At 51.0% G+C, this 16644-nt stretch carries 18 protein-coding genes and 1 tRNA gene; 12 read left to right on the forward strand and 7 right to left on the reverse strand.

The genetic code is table 11. The annotated features are described in order from the left end of the window. Nucleotides 1-75 precede the first annotated feature (75 nt). The gene (locus CFX1CAM_RS02820; RefSeq protein WP_087861560.1) at nt 76-291 is read right to left on the reverse strand and encodes a hypothetical protein; all 216 of its coding nucleotides are present in this window, start codon (nt 289-291) and stop codon (nt 76-78) included. Between the two features lie 18 nt (nt 292-309). Between CFX1CAM_RS02820 and CFX1CAM_RS02825 the strand changes: the two genes are divergently transcribed. The 7 genes from CFX1CAM_RS02825 (at nt 310) to CFX1CAM_RS02855 (ending at nt 6994) form a co-directional block, all read left to right on the forward strand. Then, entirely contained in the window at nt 310-813 is a 504-nt protein-coding gene (locus tag CFX1CAM_RS02825; RefSeq protein ID WP_087861561.1) for a hypothetical protein, read from the forward strand. A 2-nt stretch (nt 814-815) separates the two neighbouring features. Beyond that, nucleotides 816-1016 (forward strand): hypothetical protein, encoded by a 201-nt coding sequence (locus tag CFX1CAM_RS02830; protein WP_087861562.1) that lies wholly within the window; start codon nt 816-818, stop codon nt 1014-1016. Nucleotides 1017-1118: 102 nt separating this feature from the next. Next, nucleotides 1119-1544: a hypothetical protein gene (locus CFX1CAM_RS02835; protein WP_087861563.1), complete on the forward strand. Its 426-nt coding sequence runs from the start codon at nt 1119-1121 to the stop codon at nt 1542-1544. Next, nucleotides 1544-2890: a hypothetical protein gene (locus tag CFX1CAM_RS02840; RefSeq protein ID WP_087861564.1), complete on the forward strand. Its 1347-nt coding sequence runs from the start codon at nt 1544-1546 to the stop codon at nt 2888-2890. Before CFX1CAM_RS02835 ends, CFX1CAM_RS02840 begins: the two co-directional genes overlap by 1 nt. Nucleotides 2891-3008: 118 nt before the next feature. Next, on the forward strand, nt 3009-4508 hold the full coding sequence (locus CFX1CAM_RS02845) for a hypothetical protein (protein ID WP_087861565.1): 1500 nt from the start codon (nt 3009-3011) through the stop codon (nt 4506-4508). A 130-nt stretch (nt 4509-4638) separates the two neighbouring features. Further along, a complete protein-coding gene (locus tag CFX1CAM_RS02850) occupies nt 4639-5961 on the forward strand; it encodes a glycoside hydrolase family 1 protein (RefSeq protein WP_087861566.1) in 1323 nt (440 codons plus the stop codon). A 187-nt stretch (nt 5962-6148) separates the two neighbouring features. Next, nucleotides 6149-6994 (forward strand): DegV family protein, encoded by an 846-nt coding sequence (locus CFX1CAM_RS02855; RefSeq protein ID WP_087861567.1) that lies wholly within the window; start codon nt 6149-6151, stop codon nt 6992-6994. Nucleotides 6995-6996: 2 nt separating this feature from the next. Here CFX1CAM_RS02855 and CFX1CAM_RS02860 read toward each other — a convergent pair whose 3' ends face one another. Beyond that, nucleotides 6997-7791: a YdcF family protein gene (locus CFX1CAM_RS02860; protein WP_087861568.1), complete on the reverse strand. Its 795-nt coding sequence runs from the start codon at nt 7789-7791 to the stop codon at nt 6997-6999. Nucleotides 7792-7858: 67 nt separating this feature from the next. Then, entirely contained in the window at nt 7859-9115 is a 1257-nt protein-coding gene (locus CFX1CAM_RS02865; protein ID WP_157891657.1) for a polysaccharide deacetylase family protein, read from the reverse strand. Between the two features lie 199 nt (nt 9116-9314). On the opposite strand from CFX1CAM_RS02865, the gene CFX1CAM_RS02875 reads away from it, so the two are divergent. Further along, entirely contained in the window at nt 9315-10139 is an 825-nt protein-coding gene (locus tag CFX1CAM_RS02875; RefSeq protein WP_087861571.1) for a DUF362 domain-containing protein, read from the forward strand. On the opposite strand, the gene CFX1CAM_RS11285 is transcribed toward CFX1CAM_RS02875, so the two are convergent. Continuing rightward, nucleotides 10105-10287, reverse strand: coding sequence for a hypothetical protein (locus CFX1CAM_RS11285; protein ID WP_157891658.1), 183 nt, complete (start codon nt 10285-10287; stop codon nt 10105-10107). The two genes, CFX1CAM_RS02875 and CFX1CAM_RS11285, sit on opposite strands and share 35 nt — an antisense overlap. 102 nt (nt 10288-10389) lie before the next feature. Here CFX1CAM_RS11285 and CFX1CAM_RS02880 point away from each other — a divergent pair, with 102 nt between their 5' ends. Together CFX1CAM_RS02880 and CFX1CAM_RS02885 are read left to right on the forward strand one after the other, a co-directional pair. After that, nucleotides 10390-10929 carry an isochorismatase family protein gene (locus CFX1CAM_RS02880; protein WP_087861572.1) on the forward strand — a complete coding sequence of 180 codons (540 nt, stop codon included), beginning with the start codon at nt 10390-10392 and terminating at the stop codon, nt 10927-10929. Nucleotides 10930-11014: 85 nt separating this feature from the next. Then, nucleotides 11015-11087, forward strand: a tRNA-Phe gene (locus CFX1CAM_RS02885). Nucleotides 11088-11529: 442 nt separating this feature from the next. Here CFX1CAM_RS02885 and CFX1CAM_RS02890 read toward each other — a convergent pair. The 3 genes from CFX1CAM_RS02890 to CFX1CAM_RS02900 all read right to left on the reverse strand — a co-directional run bounded on the left by CFX1CAM_RS02890 (nt 11530) and on the right by CFX1CAM_RS02900 (nt 15229). After that, entirely contained in the window at nt 11530-12993 is a 1464-nt protein-coding gene (locus CFX1CAM_RS02890) for a catalase (protein WP_087861573.1), read from the reverse strand. 13 nt (nt 12994-13006) lie between these two features. After that, a complete protein-coding gene (locus CFX1CAM_RS02895) occupies nt 13007-13426 on the reverse strand; it encodes a Fur family transcriptional regulator (RefSeq protein WP_087861574.1) in 420 nt (139 codons plus the stop codon). A gap of 390 nt (nt 13427-13816) precedes the next feature. After that, a complete protein-coding gene (locus CFX1CAM_RS02900) occupies nt 13817-15229 on the reverse strand; it encodes a Gfo/Idh/MocA family protein (protein ID WP_087861575.1) in 1413 nt (470 codons plus the stop codon). A gap of 114 nt (nt 15230-15343) precedes the next feature. Here CFX1CAM_RS02900 and CFX1CAM_RS02905 point away from each other — a divergent pair, with 114 nt between their 5' ends. Beyond that, nucleotides 15344-16195, forward strand: a complete 852-nt coding sequence (locus CFX1CAM_RS02905; protein ID WP_087861576.1) for a GNAT family N-acetyltransferase — start codon at nt 15344-15346, stop codon at nt 16193-16195. Between the two features lie 26 nt (nt 16196-16221). Further along, nucleotides 16222-16632, forward strand: coding sequence for an META domain-containing protein (locus CFX1CAM_RS02910; RefSeq protein WP_157891659.1), 411 nt, complete (start codon nt 16222-16224; stop codon nt 16630-16632). Nucleotides 16633-16644: the final 12 nt, after the last annotated feature.

The raw sequence follows: 16644 nt of genomic DNA on the forward strand, positions 1-16644 counted from the left end.
CGAAGCGCAGCGAAACCCCCGAAGCGTAAGCGGAGGGGGCGAAGCGCAGCGGAGAGGAGTAATGATTTCAGGCCTTTACACAAAAACAATGTTTAATCTGTCATTGCGAGCTTGCGAAGCAATCTCCGGTCCCTCGCCATGCGCCGCCATCGCTTCTCTCCTTTCACTCCAACCCCTGGGCAGCACTCGCCATGCTGCCCAGGTGGAGCGCTGCCCAGGCACCCATTCAGCAGCTTTGTCACTCGTGCCCGCCAGGGTATTGCGAGCTTGCGAAGCAATCTCTAATTCCAATTTTGAAAGGATCTTCCCATGGGATACACTCACTTAACCGATATCTCAATTCCAATTTCTCCCCTTGCCTACATTAAATCTGCAGGCACCTGGACGCCTACTTTTGATTCCAATATTGTTTATGATACTCGCACCGCTGCTGCTGCATCCTTTAAACTTTTTATACCTGTTCCTCTTTTGGGTTCTTCAACATTAACCCAGGGTTCGAAACTGGTAAAAATTGACTATAACTATTCAATCACTACCGCTGCATGTACCGCCTTTACTGTAAAGTTGGTTAAACAAAAACTTAATCCTACGGGTGGCTTTACAGCGTCCCTTGTTCCAACCACCCTTGATTCCAATCATGACACTGCCGCCAAATGTTATGCAGCCGATGATCATCATTTAACCTGCTTTGTCACCACCCCTGTTTTTCCTGCAGCCAATGAGGTGTATCACCTCTGTATTGAAGTTACTGCAGCCGCTACTTCTGTTTACAATAATATGGGTGCGATCGCTTATTTCACCCTCAGGTTATAGTCATGGATAAGTTCAAGTTCCTTTTCGGGTCCCGTAAATTTTGGGCAGCCCTGGTCGGTTTAGCCATGGTTTTTGTAAACCATTATTTACCCAATTTTCCTTTATCCGAAGAGCAGATCCTCGCAGTCGTTCTGGTTCTTGTCTCTTATATCCTGGGCACCGCCCTCGAAGATGGCCTGAGCCGTATGAACATTAAAAAATAAGCCCTGGCCATGGGGGGCCACCTGTAGGTGAGCCCCCCACGGCCGCCGCAACGCCCCTTGCAGGGCTTCTGCGGCTTTTTTTAGCAAGAAAGGTCATTTACCATGCCCCCTACTCTTTCTTCCATCCGTGATCAAGTCGAAATCAATTTAATGGACACTTCCAACCTTATTTGGTCAACTACCATTCTTGATGAAGCCCTGCGTGCAGCGCTCCTCGACCTGGGCAGGGTTTATGGCGAAGAACTCACTCTAAAAGATCTTGATTCAGCTACTACAACCAATGTTGCTGATGAAGATCTATATGTTTTGGTCAAAGGTGCCGTAGCCCATGCCTTAATCTTCCGCTCCGTAGGTCGCTTTGAAGAAGACACCCCTGAGCCCCGCATCTTGCCCCACCTGGCCACCCATGCGCAAAACGCAGCTTCTGAGTTTCGTGCCATGCTCAACTTTGTTGACCTGAGACTTAAACAGTTATCTAAATCCGCCCCTCATTCCGCCTGGGACTGGGTCGAAAAAGGCGGCTTCTAATGCACCAAATCGCAATCGGTAGCGCCGGAAATCGTAATGTTTTTACCGTAATTCATGGGGCTTCTGTATCAGCCCCCGCTTTTAAAGCCACCTGCTATTTCAATTTCAGCGCAGATCCCTTCGTATCCGAACACATCGAAATTGAACTTAAAGGCACTTCAGCCCAAATTGAATCCTTTATTGCAGATCTTATTGCTTATTTTCACTATGGCGCCCTTACCCGTGATGGTGTTGTAAATGCCCCCCTGGCCCTGCGCTTCCAGCGCGATAATGGGGGCCATTATTTTTTTGCCTTTATGTTAGATCCAGTCCTTGCAGCTAATCCAGGTTCTTATCTTCGCCAGTCTCAAGGTTCTAAATTAATCACCATTCACTACACCCGCCCTAATTATTTCCAGGGTGTCAAAACCCCCCTTCGTGTCAAAGGTTTATATGCTGCCGGTGGCACTATGTGGGATTATCATCTTTACAATCACACTTATAATACTGTTGATTCTACCGTATGGGTCGATCCTTCCGACTTTATAACATCCCTTCCAGCTCCAATCCGTGTTGAACTCAAACCCGTAACCGCTTCTGTAAACTTAACCAATTTATTTATCGGTTTAACCTACCACCCCACTTTTAACGGCTTTAATCCCTTTTTCTTCTACTTTGGCACCATCGCATCCGCTGCTGGCCTCACCATGGATGCAAGTGCGATCAAAGGTGGTTATCTTTCACTTACTTTTGCCCCTTCTGTTTGGTCTACCGCCTTTTCAGTTACCCTCACTTCTAACGACCTGGCCCAGCTTACTGCCCTCAATTACCGCCCCTTGCTTCGCTTTTTTGCCCCCCATGCTTACAATGATCTGTTCTTCAGGCTCCAGGTAATTCAAGGCACCTCAGTCATTCACACTACCGAAGCCGTACATTCGCCCCCTGGCTTTGGTTATGTTTTGCTCCCATCCCTCAACCTACCCCCAGGTCCCTTGCTCAAAGAAGCCGCCCCCCAACCCCTGGTCCTTTACATTCAGGCCTTGCGTGAATCAGGCGCTGCAACTACCATAACCACCGATTATCTAACCCTCTTCCCCTTTAACCCTGGTGCTATTTTTTACGCCTTCCACCCCGTAAAAACTGATGCCCTCTTCATTGACGATTCTGCCTTTTCACGGCATGGCTTTCGCGACACCGCTTTAACTGGTGAATCCGTAACCCACTCACGCATAGGCCCCCCCCTGGTGCTTTACCCGCAGCAAATTAACCGCCTCTTTTTTGCAGTTTCAGATGATAACAATCTCATGCCACCTTCCCATTATTCCCTGCTCAATGTATCCTACTACCCCCGTTATGCTTTACTATGACCTACCTTCTAAGTTCTAAGTTCTTTGTCATTGCGAGCCTGCGAAGCAATCTCCATTCGCTTATGTCATTGCGAGCCTGCGAAGCAATCTCCAAGCAGCGCATCAATAGGTACCAACCATGATCCAGCTTAACACAGTCTTTCAATCTCGCTCCTTCGACCCCATCCCCCCCCTGCCCTTCACCTTTCAGGTCGTCAAACTCTCCTGGAAAGCCCAGGGCGGACCCGATGAAGCCTCTATTTCAGCTTCCATCCCTTCCGATCAGGTCTTTTCCTTACTCTCTTTACTGCGTGCCCCTTTAATTGTTTCGAATTGTTTTTCTAATCCGGTTTGGTGGGGCTTTGTTGCTGAGATCCACATCAATCACCAGGGAACCCAGTTCAAACTCTCTTTAGATGAGCTTTTTAATAAGGTTAAAGTCATTTATTCTTACATATCACCCGACAATACCGCTTCCTCACCCCTGCTTGAAACCCCTTTTGCTAACAATGGTATCTCTCAGTCCGAATATGGGATTAAAGAACGCGTCCTTTACCGTATAGGTATAGATGATGACTTTGCCCTGGCCCTTAGGAATACCTTCCTTGAACAGTCAGCCAAGCCCAAAACTGCCTTTATGCCTTACTCTAAACATGGACTAACCCAGGTGACCCTCTTGTGTCGTGGGTGGTTTAGCACCTTATCATGGCGATTCTACCAGGACTTGTCAGGTTATTATGCCAATCATGGTCCAGGGCCTGGAGCCTTTAACTTTGGAACATCTTCAATCACTTCTGTTGGTCACCAATTTATGACCTTAGCCAATGAATCCGTTAAATATGTTTATTTCATGCTCCGTAAAGTCGGAAACCCTGCAGCAAATCTCAAAGTAAAGATCACCACTTCAGATGGAGTTTCACCCACAGCAACTATAGTAGGGACATCGCAAGCCGTCCCTGGTGCCTCTATCCCAATTCACTTTGATTGGATTAAGTTTGAATTTGTAAACCCAGTTCCTTTATCTGCTTCCACTCGTTATTGGATAGTCCTTGAAGCCGACGGCCTGGACGCTTCAGCATATTTTACAATCAGATTAGACGAGAATCGTAACTTTAATCAGCCTCGTATGTATGGCAAATACTATGATGGGACTTGGAAAAACCTGGCATCCGTAACCATGCCCATGTTTTTCCCCAGTATGTATTTTAGAATCGTGACCGTCCAGGACACAGGGCAAATTATCAACAATCTATCCACAAGTCTTGGACAGTTCTTCACTTCTATCCACAGCTTATCTACAGGTGTGATAGCTTGCCCTTATAACGACAATCATAACAACGCCTTCGATGAAATTATTCGCTTGATGAATCTTGGGACTGTAAACCAGAGATTAATTTTAGCTAAAGTAGATGTAGACCGTAGATTGACTTTTTATGAAGCTCCAGAACCCAACCTTCCCTCAGCTTATATGACCCCCCAGGGACAGTTCTTTACCCCCTCTAACCACCCCATCCCCCCATATATGCCCCCCATTGGTGAATATGCCATTCTTTCAGGCACGAATTATTTTGCCCCCCCCTTCGACAATTTTAGGACCCCCCACTATTTTGTAGACAATTACACTTTTCTTAATTCCTGATCGAAGATATTGAAAATCTCATGAGATTTGATCGACGGAATTTCCCAGCTCAAGGGTAAAATAGCCCTATAACAACAGGAACAGGAAAAGCATAAAATTTCATGGTGATCTTTTGGTGAGGTGAAGCATTATGGTAAAGGGCACTTATTATTTCACAAAGGGCTTTATGTGGGGCACCGCTACGGCAGCGCACCAGGTTGAAGGACATAACACGAACAATACCTGGTTTGCCTGGGAGCAGGAAGAAAGCCGGATTCTAAATCGTGACCGATCTGGTTTGGCTTGTGATTGGTGGGGCGGACGCTGGCGTGAAGACTTTGATCGTGCCCAGGCGAGCGCACAGAACGCGCACCGGTTGTCGATCGAATGGAGTCGCATTCAACCGGCGCCGGATCGCTGGGATGAAAACGCGCTGGACCGTTACCGTGAGATGTTGATCGGCTTGCAAGACCGTAAGATGACGCCTATGGTGACCTTGCATCACTTTAGCGAACCTTTATGGGTGGCAGAGATGGGCGGATGGGAGAACGAGGAAATCATCGAGCTGTTTACAAAATTTGTCGAAAAAACGGTCGCCGCACTCAAGCCCTACTGCCATTTGTGGGTGACCATTAACGAGCCCAATGTGTTTGCCTTCAACGCTTATATCGATGGCGTTTTCCCGCCCGGAAAGCAGGATGTAAAAATCGCGCTGGATGTGCTGCGACATATGGTCCTGGCGCATGCTCGAGCCTACCATGTGATTCACGAACTGCAACCCGAGGCGCGGGTTGGAACTGCGATCAATTACCGGGGTTTCAAACCTGCCAGCCAATGGCCCTGGGATCGCTGGATGGCAAAACTTCACCACCACCTGTTCAACAATGTGTTTGTTCAGGCACTGCATACGGGCACGTTCAAGGCTCTGGGCAAAAAGCAAAAATTAGACCGGGTTTCCGGAACACAGGATTTTTTGGGTTTGAACTATTACACCGGCGAGTATGTACGGTTTAATCCATTTGCGCCCGATCAGTTTTTTGCACGCCGCTTTTTCCGCCCAGATTCCCTGCTGAGTGAAACCGGGTTCATCGCGCACGATCCGCAAGGTCTGGTTGAGTGCGTGAAGTGGGGAAATCAATTCGGGGTGCCGATGATTATCACTGAAAATGGGGTTGAGGATCGCGAAGATGTGCTGCGCCCGCGTTATCTTGTGGAGCACTTGCATGCCTTGTGGCGGGTGATCAACGACAATTACCCGGTAGAGGGATATTTTTACTGGACGCTGGTGGATAATTTCGAATGGGAACGTGGCTGGTCTCAGCGGTTTGGCCTGTGGGAACTGAATCAGAAGACCCAGGCGCGGGTGCGCCGTCCCAGTGCTGAACTCTACGAAGAAATTTGCCGCATCAATGGGATTTCTTCTGAGGTCACAGCCAGGTATGCTCCTGAGGCTATGCAGACGCTGTTCCCATGAATCACGCTTGAACGCTTGCCAGGGTTGGAGAAATCAGAAAAGGGAAACCCTTTCTGTGAACTGCACCTGCATGGAGGCTGAAAGCATGACCCCCACAATTCTTACTCCCGATGGAAATTCAGTTATAATTGACACATTCATCGTTTGGTGATATTATTTTTTGATTTTAATTTATAAAGGAGTATTGATGAAAAAGGTTGCAATTATCACGGATAGTACCGCTTATTTGCCAGAATATTTGGTTGATGAATTGGGTATTCACGTCATTCCCCTGACCCTGCTGTGGGGCGAGGATGTGTACCGGGATGGGGTTGATATTCGCTCGGAGGAATTTTACGCGCGCCTGGCTGAGGCAAACGTCCTCCCCACTACCAGCCAGCCGTCGGTGGGTGAGTTTACCAGCCTGTTTTCACGCCTGTTGGACGAGGACTACGCCGTCCTGGCGATGCTGATTTCGAGCGGGATTTCAGGCACAGTCGATTCTGCTCTGCAGGCTCGCGATGCTTTTCCTGGTGCCCCGATAACGGTCGTTGATTCCCATCTGGTGGCGATGCCACTGGGATTTATGGTGATGAAGGTGGCCCGAGCTGCGCAAGCGGGCGCCAGTCTGGAGGAATGCCAGGCGCTGGCAGAGGCAGTGTATTCCAAAATCGGGGTCTATTTCATGGTTGACGACCTCAAATACCTCCATATGGGCGGTCGCATCAATACAGCCAAACGTTTGCTGGGTTCTGCGCTGGATCTCAAACCGATCATGGAACTCAAGGATGGAAAAATTGAGCTGGTGGAATCCGTGCGCTCGCGAAAAAAGGCGTTAGCCCGGATGCTGGACCTGGTGGAACGGGATATCGCGGGCAGCGAGGGCGTACGCATCGCGGCTTTTCATGCCGCGGCAGAAGAAGAAGCCCAGGCGCTGTTGGTCCAGGCGGTTGAACGTTTTAATCCGATTGAGACCGTCACCACCTTCGTCAGCCCGGTCATTGGGGCGCATACCGGACCCGGGACTGTCAGCATCGCTTACCAGATGGAATGAGGTTAGATCCAGCCGCGCAGGCTGTAAATGAGCATTCCCAGGTATTCTTTAATCACGTTGGTTGTCAGGCTCAGCGCGCTGGCGCTGGGAAAAATGTAAATTACGAATTCGCCCAGGTTGGGTTTAAACGTAGCATGCCAATTGTGCTCGGTGACGGTAAAGTCCGCTGGAGCCGGGATGACTGTGATCCCCTGTTTTTCAAAAAGCGCTTTTGAGCGCGGCATGTGTTGTGCCGAGGTGACAAGGATGACCTCGGTGATCTTGTTTTCAGCCAGGATTTTGGAGGAGTACAGAGCATCCTCGTAGGTGTTCTGAGAATCGGGTTGCTGCCAGATGGCGCTTTCCGGTACGCCCATCAAGATCAGCAACTCGGTCATATCCTCGGCTGGAGTGGAATTCCTGGCTGAAACGTACCCCAGATTTCCGCCGCTCACCAGGATTACCGGCGCAGCGCCCTGCTGGTAGAGATAGGCTGCATACAGCACCCGGTCGCCGGCGGAATTCACCTCAACCATGGATCGCGGTGGATCACCTGGTTCAGTTCCGCCGCCCAGCAGAACGATCGCATCTGCAGCGGGGATGTTCTGCAAGGGCAGGTTGCGCCATTCCAGTGAACGCGCCAGACCATAGCTGACCCAGCGATTGCCTGCCAGCCACAGGATGATCAACGAGACGATCATTAACCCGCGCTGTAAACGTTTCCGTTTATTGACGATCAGCGCCAGGATGATGAACAACGAGGCTAAACCCAGGGGGAAGATGAAGAGCGGGAGCAATTTGCTAAGGTAAACGAACATGGACAACCTTCCTTGACTTGAAGAGGGCTGCTTAAAAAACAGCCGGGAGCTTTTTACTTCGATTAAATTACGGCGAAAACTGGATCACCTCATTTTCCTGGACGAAAAACACCCATTGGTGCACAATATAATAACCATCGGGGCAGGAGCCTTCCATAACCCGGGCGAGGATTGCGGTTGAGATGGCTTCTGGCAGCAGATGCGGGTTGAGCCATACTTCTCCCAAATCGCAGGCTTTTGCGGCTGGTATGTCATCTTTTCTGCTGATGATGCCTTCAATTGCGCTGGATGAGGCCGTGATGCGTGGAATATGCCAGCGGGAATAATCATCGGCAAAGGGCGCCTGGGCCAGCCGTGTGCCACCATCATAGTCGCCCTCGATAATGGCTGCGACCGGAGCGCCTTCGGGGTTGGTGTAATTATAAAGTACCTGTTTGCCTGCATCGGTTTCGGGCCAAACCACATATGGCAGTGCGATGACATTGGGTAAACCGGGGATCAGGTCTTCCCTGTTGATGGATGTCAGAGCCTGGCGCAGAGCCCGGTCGTTTTCCTCCAGTTGATATTGAATTTCAGACGGGGAGATCCGGTTTAGAAAAGGGTGTTCATATAAATGGTTCATCGGCGTAGCGCCGTTTTCGATGCACCAGGCGATCGCCCGGGCGCGTGCTTCGCGCCAGCCTTCTTTAATGCTGAAAACGCCATTTGTATAGTCGTTTAAATAGCCTTTATCGCCCAGGTTGAAAAACAGGGCTGCTGCGAAATTGAAATCTGGATACTCTTGGGAAAAGGACCACAAGCGACCGAGACCCGAATAGAGGGCGGGGTTACCCGCATCGTCCAGTGAGATTTGATCAGCATAAAACAGATCGTCAATGGTGATGATCAAAGGTCGCCGACCTTCCTGCAGGTGGATCACACCCCGCAGCCAGGAATCAAGCGAAACCAGGGAAAAGCCCGCCTCGTGCAGGGCGTACAGGTGCTGGTCAAAATCGGTCAGGCTGGTTACATAGCGCGATGAAAACGCGCCTGCGCGTGGGTCAAAGCGGTGATACATCAAAACGGGCGCGCGGGGCAAACTTTCCCATACCGTGGCGGTGAGCTGGATGCGTTCTGGCGGAGTTGTGGGGGTAGGGGTGAAGGCAGGCAGCGTGGGTACGGGCATTGCGGGGTTGCTACCAGGCACTTCCACAATGGGAAGGGTTGGGATATGTTCCGGCGCGTGGGTGGGCATATGACACCCCGACAGGATCAATACAAGCAGCAAGAAGCAAACTGGCAACGTCCGACGCACACTATTGATTTTACTTTGCTTTTTAATCATCTGAATTCAATTAAAAAATGGATCCAGGGAATGATCATTCTCGCCGATTCGGTTGAGGCCATTTTGAGTAGCAATTGGCGAAATATCCGTTATAATTGACCATCGTGCGCTTAATCCATAAGAAAGCGTAGAATTAACGGGTTGTTATACGCTATAAGCCGGGTCGCAAGGAGTGGCGACCGATCATCGAGGAGTACGTATGGCCACACCGATATGGTTTGTAAATTTATTGAAGAAGAGTTTTGGTCTGCGGTATTTTGGCGCGGAGATGACCAAATGGCCCCTGATCGGCCGGGTGATGGAACGCGCCCTGTTTAACGGTCATCGCAGTGGGGACGCTTTGTTCTATTTGCCCAAGGACCGGGTGATCATCAATGAAGCGATTGATACTCAGAGAAATATCGTTGCCCCTTCTGAAGTGGTAGAACACTTCATTAATGAATCGAAATATATCTTCTTGATGAATTCTTGCATCTGCCGTGAGGCAGCCAATTGCCAGGATTACGATCCCAATCTGGGATGCATCTTCCTGGGTGAGGCGGTTCTGGGAATAAACCCGAAACTGGGTCGCCTGGTGGATAAAGAAACCGCACTGGCGCATCTTGAACGCACTCGCGAGGCCGGACTGGTGCACCTGATCGGTCGGGACAAGATCGACGCGGTCTGGATGGGCGTTAGGCCCTATACCAAGTTGATGACCATCTGTAATTGCTGCCCGTGTTGTTGCTTGTTCCGTTTTTTACCATACCTGGCGCCCAAGCTACAACAAAAAATCGAACGTATGCCGGGAGTTGTCGTTGAGGTCACCGATGACTGCGTCGGGTGTGGGGTGTGCGCAGATGGCGTGTGCTTTGTGAATGCAATCACCATCGAAAACGGGCGCGCCCGGATCAGCGATGATTGCCGAGGGTGCAGCAATTGTGTGGAAGCCTGTCCACAGGGCGCAATTCGAGTGGTGATTGAAAGCAGTGATTATATTGAAAACGCCATCAGGCGTCTGTCAGAAGCAGTTGACGTAGGGTAAAACGGGCCCAGTACGCCCCTTCTTTTTGGGTGTTACAGGACAGGGAGGTGACCATTAGGTGGATATGGTTATCCGGCAGGTCTTCCATCACCACGCTGGATTGATACAGCACGCGGTCGGTGTGGAAGGCTGTTTGTCTGTTTCTCAAATCACCATCAATTATCGTCCCAGTCACATCTCCACATGTTAAGCCGTACGCGTGACCTGAGCGCGGTATAATTCGATAGTCCGAAATTAAAATGGAGGTCATATGTTGAACACTGAAGAATCCGTGCTGGTCCTGGTTGATTTCCAAGAGCGGCTGGCAGAGATTGTTCTCCGGCGAGAGCTGGTTGTACCCAATGCTCTGCGGTTAATCAAAGGCTGCCAGGCGCTGGGAGTGCCAATTTTACCCACCTTACAGGTGCCTGAAAAACTGGGTCCCATGCCGCCAGAACTGGTCGAGGTGTTGGGCGATGTAAAGGTGATTTCCAAAGCGGTATTCAGCGCCCTGCGAGAACCTGATTTCCTGCTGGCTTTACGTCAAAGCGGGCGCAACCAGGTGCTGTTGACGGGTATTGAAGCGCATGTTTGCGTATTGCAAACCGGGTTAGATCTGCTGGATGCGGGTTACCAGGTGCACGCCATCAGCGACGCTGTGTTTTCGCGCACGGCGGAGAACCAACAAGTGGCGCTGGCGCGCCTGCATGATGCCGGTGCGACGGTGAGCAGTGTGGAAATCGCGCTGTTTGAGTTGATCCGCACGTCGACCCATCCGCAATTCAAGACGATTTCCACATTGATTAAATAATTTGGTGTGGATTGCTGATTTTGCTTGACAATCATCGGAGACAAGGTTAAAATCATTTTCACGCTCAGACAAGGAAGCGTTACAAGCCGAGTTAGCTCAGTTGGTAGAGCACGCGACTGAAAATTGCGGTGTCCACAGTTCGATTCTGTGACTCGGCACCTTGTGTTTACAGGAGGTTGTCCCGTTGAAGGGCAGCCTCTTTTTTTTGGTGAGGAAGGCGATTGAAATCAACCCGCTCAGAATCGGTACAAAACGGGTGAGGGAATAATCAAATCATGGAGATTTTTTGACTTCACTTGACGAGAAATTTGTGAAAAATCGATGTTAAACTCAACCCTTCAAAGGTGTGTTTCTTCCAACCAGGTTGAATAAGTATCCAGAGTGGTTATCGTGCGTTGTATGGTGATGTGCGAGCAGCCAGTTGCCGGAAGGTCAACTGCGAAATGTGTTTGCCCCGTCTTTAGTGCGGCTGCAAAGCAAAATCAACGATCTTGACCTGGCTATTTTGTCCTATGTACTGATGCATAAATTAAAAATCTGCTCCCGTTATTGCGGGAGCAGATGCCTTTCGGGTTCGTTTCTGCCAGGGAGTGACAGTGCTTATTTCACCTTGTCCAGTGAAATGCCCAGGGCGTCAGCCACGCCTTTGCCGTAGGCGGGGTCAGCCTTCAGGCAATTGCTGATGTGGCGGATTTTGATGAATTCAGAGCAATCGCCCATGTTGCGGGCGGTATTCTCAAACAGCACCTGTTGTTGTTCGGGGGTCATCAGGCGGAAGAGCTTGCCGGGCTGGGTGTAATAGTCGTCATCATCAGCACGAAAGTCCCAGTTGTCAGCAGCGCCGCTCAATTCCAATGGGGGCTCTTTAAATTCGGGCTGTGCATTCCACTCGCCAAAGCTGTTGGGGGAATAACCGAGGGTGGCGCCAGCATTGCCGTCCACGCGCATCTGACCGTCGCGGTGAGAGGGGTGGGCGTTGGCATTTTTAGGGCTGTTAACCGGGATCTGGTGGTGGTTGACACCCAGGCGATAGCGCTGCGCATCCCCATAGGCAAACAACCGGCCCTGCAGCATCTTGTCAGGCGAAAAGCCGATACCGGGGACGACCGCTGCCGGGTTGAAAGCGGCTTGTTCCACATCCTGGTAGTAATTCTCAGGATTGCGATTTAACTCCAACACACCGACCTCGATCAGGGGAAATTCGCTCTGATACCAGACTTTGGTCAGGTCGAAGGGGTTATAAGGCATTTTCTTCGCCTGTTCTTCCGTCATGACCTGGATGTACATTGTCCAGCGGGGAAAGTCGCCCTGTGCAATGCTGTTAAACAGATCGCGCTGGTGGCTCTCACGGTCACAACCGACCAGCTCTGCAGCCTCTTGATCGGTCAGGTTCTTGATGCCCTGCTGGGTGTGGAGGTGAAATTTCACCCAAACCCGCTCTTTGTTGGCGTTGATCATGCTGAAGGTGTGACTGCCAAAGCCGTGCATATGGCGGTAGGAAAGGGGGATTCCGCGATCACTCATGGTGATGGTGATCTGGTGCAGCGCTTCCGGCAAGCTGGTCCAAAAGTCCCAGTTGTTTTCAGCTGAGCGCAGGTTGGTCTCAGGATCGCGTTTGACCGCGCGGTTTAAATCCGGGAATTTATGCGGATCACGCAGGAAAAAGACCGGCGTGTTGTTTCCCACCAGGTCCCAGTTGCCTTCTTCGGTGTAAAACTTCATAGCAAACCCGCGAATATCGCGCTCTGCATCAGCAGCGCCGCGCTCACCTGCCACGGTAGAGAAGCGCACAAAACACTCGGTCTGCTTGCCGACCTTGGAGAAGATCGCCGCCCGGGTGTATTGGGTGATGTCATTGGTGACAGTAAAGGTGCCGAAGGCGCCGGAGCCCTTTGCGTGCATGCGCCTCTCGGGGATCACTTCACGGTCAAAATGTGCCAACTTTTCCATGTACCAGACATCCTGTAACAGCATGGGTCCGCGTGGACCTGCGGTCATTGCATTGTCATTTTCTGGAACAGGTGCGCCGGCAGCTGTCGTTAATTTTTTCTTTTTTTCTTCCATAATGTTCCTCTTCTTAATTTTGTAGTGAATTTAATTGACAACCAGGACAAATCCCTGAATAGCAAACATCTTTTTTCTCGATAATAAATCCTTCTAATCCATCAACCTCCAGATGATCATAATCGATGGCGAAATCAAAGATTTTCCCGCAGGCAAGGCATTTAAAGTGTCCGTGGTCTTTAATCACAATTTCGTAGTGTTGAGCATCGGTATCACTGGGAATTTTCCGTACAATTCCAGCGTCAATAAACCGGTGCAGGGTGTTGTAAATGGTCGCTTTTGAAATTGTGGGGATTTCCTGGCTCAGATCCGTGAAAATTTCATCTACTGTAGGATGGGTTTGGGAATGAAAGAGGTATTCCAGGACTTTAATGCGCTGAATGGTGGGGCGAATCCCCCTGCGATTAAGTCTTTGTTTTAGATTCGATGACATTTCAGACAAAGTTACCTTAGAATGATTCAATTATTAGAGGAATTATAAGTTTATAATAGTTCTAAATTTGAGAAAAGTCAAGAGTTTTCATGAGAGTTTTGAAAAATAAATGGTTTTTAATAATCGTTTTGTGAGGTCGTTGCCCTGAGCAACATTGGGTTGGGCAGATACGGAGGTTAGGCAGACACGGCTCGAAGAGTGCTGCGCGAAGGTCTGCCCCTACTTTGGGTTGGGCGGGCACGGAGGTGGGGCGGACACGAAGGTTGGGCAGACACGGAGGTTGGGCAGACACGGCTCGAAGAGTGCTGCGCGAAGGTCTGCCCCTACTTTGGGTTGGGTAGACACGGAGGTTGGGCTGATGAGCGCTAATTTTTAATAATATAAAGGTTTTCAGGCATCTTTCAATGTATCTGCACGAAAACTGCGCAGATCGACTGCGACTTCGCCCAAACGAGAGGCTTCTGCCGCGAAGCCCAGCAGGTGACTTTCCAGGGCGTCATGGGCGCTGGTTAACGGCGGGCTCTGGCCGCGCAGCGCCTGTACAAAGGCGCGCATGATGCCTGTATCACCGCCGCCATGACCCGAAGCACTGTCGACGGTAGTAGGGAAGGAGAAGCGCTGGGTCTCACCGGGCCCGTGGGGGTGAATTTCCAGCCAGGCTTGGCTATAGGTGAACTTGCCCAGCAGCGTGGCTTGGGAGCCATCCACGCGCAGGGTGCGCCCCTCTTCGTGGGAGTGCCCGTGCATGGTCAGGGTGGCGGTGATCCCGCTGGGATAGATCAGGTTGACAACCTGGTGATCGACAACGTTGTTGTCACAGTGGTATACACAGCGCCCATAGGGGCCGGTTTGCAGGGCGTGCAGAACTGCCTCATCGCTGGTTGGTTCGGGGGTGATGGTGTTGCGCGGCCAACCACTGTAACGGGTCAATGTGCGTATCGGCGGGATGATCGCGCCCAGCGCATCCGCCAACCGTGGGTGGGAAATTGCCAGCAAACCGATGGTCCTCAGAATGGGGTTTTTCGCCTCGGTTACGGCAACTTTTATCGGGTAGTTTTCTAAATAGATGCGGGGCGCAAAGAATGGGCAGCTTTCTGAAACGAGGCAACCGTCCGTGCAGCGATCGGGCGCACCATGAGGCGCACACTCAGATTTAAAGTGGCGCAGGTCTCCAGCCGAACTGAGCCAGGTGGCTTTTTCACCCGTGAACCAGTACAGCAGGTCCAGGTCATGGCAGCACTTGGCCAGGATCATGGGGGCGCTGTCGATAATGTTGCGCCAGTTGCCGCGCACAAAACTATGCGCCATGTGGTAGTAAGCGACATTCTCGCTGTGGGCGATGTGCACAATCTGCCCCAAACAGCCGGAATCGAAAATGGCTTTCACCTTCTGGAAGAAATCGGTGTAGCGCAGCACGTGGCACACCATCAGGAGGCGACCGGTCTCCCGGGCCGTGCGGACGATGTGGACCGTCTCACCCAGGCTGGTCGCCATGGGCTTTTCCAGCAGCATGTTATAGCCTGCATCCAGGGCACTGACGGTCGAATTATGGTGGTCTTCGTCCTGGGTGGCGTTGAGAACCGCATCGGCAATTTTCCCGACCTGTAGCGCTTCTTCCCAGCCGGTAAACTGGCGCTCAGGCGGGATGTGGTGAGCAGCAGCAAAGCGCGCCCGGCGTCCAGGATCGGGCTCGGCTACGGCTGTAAATTGGACCTGGTCGGGATGTCTCAGTGCGTAAGGCCCATAGGCATCTGCGCCGCGATTACCGGCGCCGAAGAGAAGGATGCTAATCGGTTTACTCATGGGGGGCTCCTTGTTCGCTATGTCGCAAGTGGATTATAACATCACCCGCCGGTGAAACGTTTGATTATTTAACCTTTGAGAGCATGATAAAATAATAATCAAAGGTTTCCTGAGATGGAAGACGTTGAACTTCTTAAAATCGAAGAAGCGGCGTTGAACGCCTGGCCAGCGCCCCTGCAGATGCTGTACGACGGATGGGTGCTGCGTTTTACGGGCGGTCATTCCAAGCGCGTTAATTCGGTCAACCCGCTGTATGCGTCCAGGCTGCCGTTGGATGAAAAGATCAAAACCTGCGAGCGGGTCTATGCCCGCCTGGGACTGCCGTGCCTGTTTCGCGTGCCTGAACCTGTTGCCGACTCACCGCTCACCGATGCATTAACCGCCTCGGGCTACACGTCTTTTGACCCGACGCTCGTGCTGGGACGCCGGTTGGAAAAAGGGCGTGGACCTGACGCGGATGTGACCATCCTGGAAATGTCCCATGAGGATTGGTTCCAGATGCGGGCGCATTTTATCAGCGTATCTGATGAGGACTTGCAGGCGCACAGGACGATTTTGCAATGTATTGTGCCCGAGATGCGATTGCTGGGTTTGTTTGTCAACGGTCAGCCGGTCGCCTGTGGGATGGGGGTCGTTGAGGGTGCTTTGCTCGGATTCTTCAGCATTTATACCGATAAGGATTGGCGGAGGAAGGGGTGTGCCGGTATGATCATGTCTGCGCTGACCGATTGGGGGCTCGAGCACGGCGCCACCTACGGGTACCTGCAGGTGGAAGGGGATAATGATCCTGCACTGGCGTTTTATCAGAAACTGGGGTTTGCGCGCTGTTATGATTATATCTATTATCAAAACCCGGCCAGTGAGGGTCAGGCGAAGGATGGTTTTCACAAAATTAGGGCGTGTTCACCCAAAAAGGGTAAGGACAAGGGGAACAAAACGGAGACTATGAGCGTCAATAGTGTATGAACAAAAAAAATCAAAGGAGAAACACAATGAAAACTAAAAATATGCTGATAGTTCTAACCCTGGCGCTGACCCTTACCCTGGCAGCCTGCAGCACCCATAAAGGAGACATTGAACTGAAGGGCACATCCTGGTCACTGGTTGAAATCCATGGACAGCCCATATTAGAGGGCACAACTCCGACCCTGATCTTCGATGAAGAGGGAATTGGCGGCAACGCGTCGTGCAATATATTCGGCGGTAATTACACGCTGGACAAAGGAAAACTGACCTTTGATCAACTCTTTAACACCGAGATGTATTGTGAAGGTGCCATGGACCAGGAAACCGCTTACATCAATGCACTGCAGGAGGTCGTTGGGTTCAAGATCGAGAATGGCAACCTGCAACTCCTGGACACCGACGGACAGGTGATCCTGGCTTTTGCCCCGCAAAAATAAGATTAATTCGTG

It is taken from the genome of Brevefilum fermentans (assembly GCF_900184705.1).
Lineage (GTDB): Bacteria > Chloroflexota > Anaerolineae > Anaerolineales > Anaerolineaceae > Brevifilum > Brevifilum fermentans.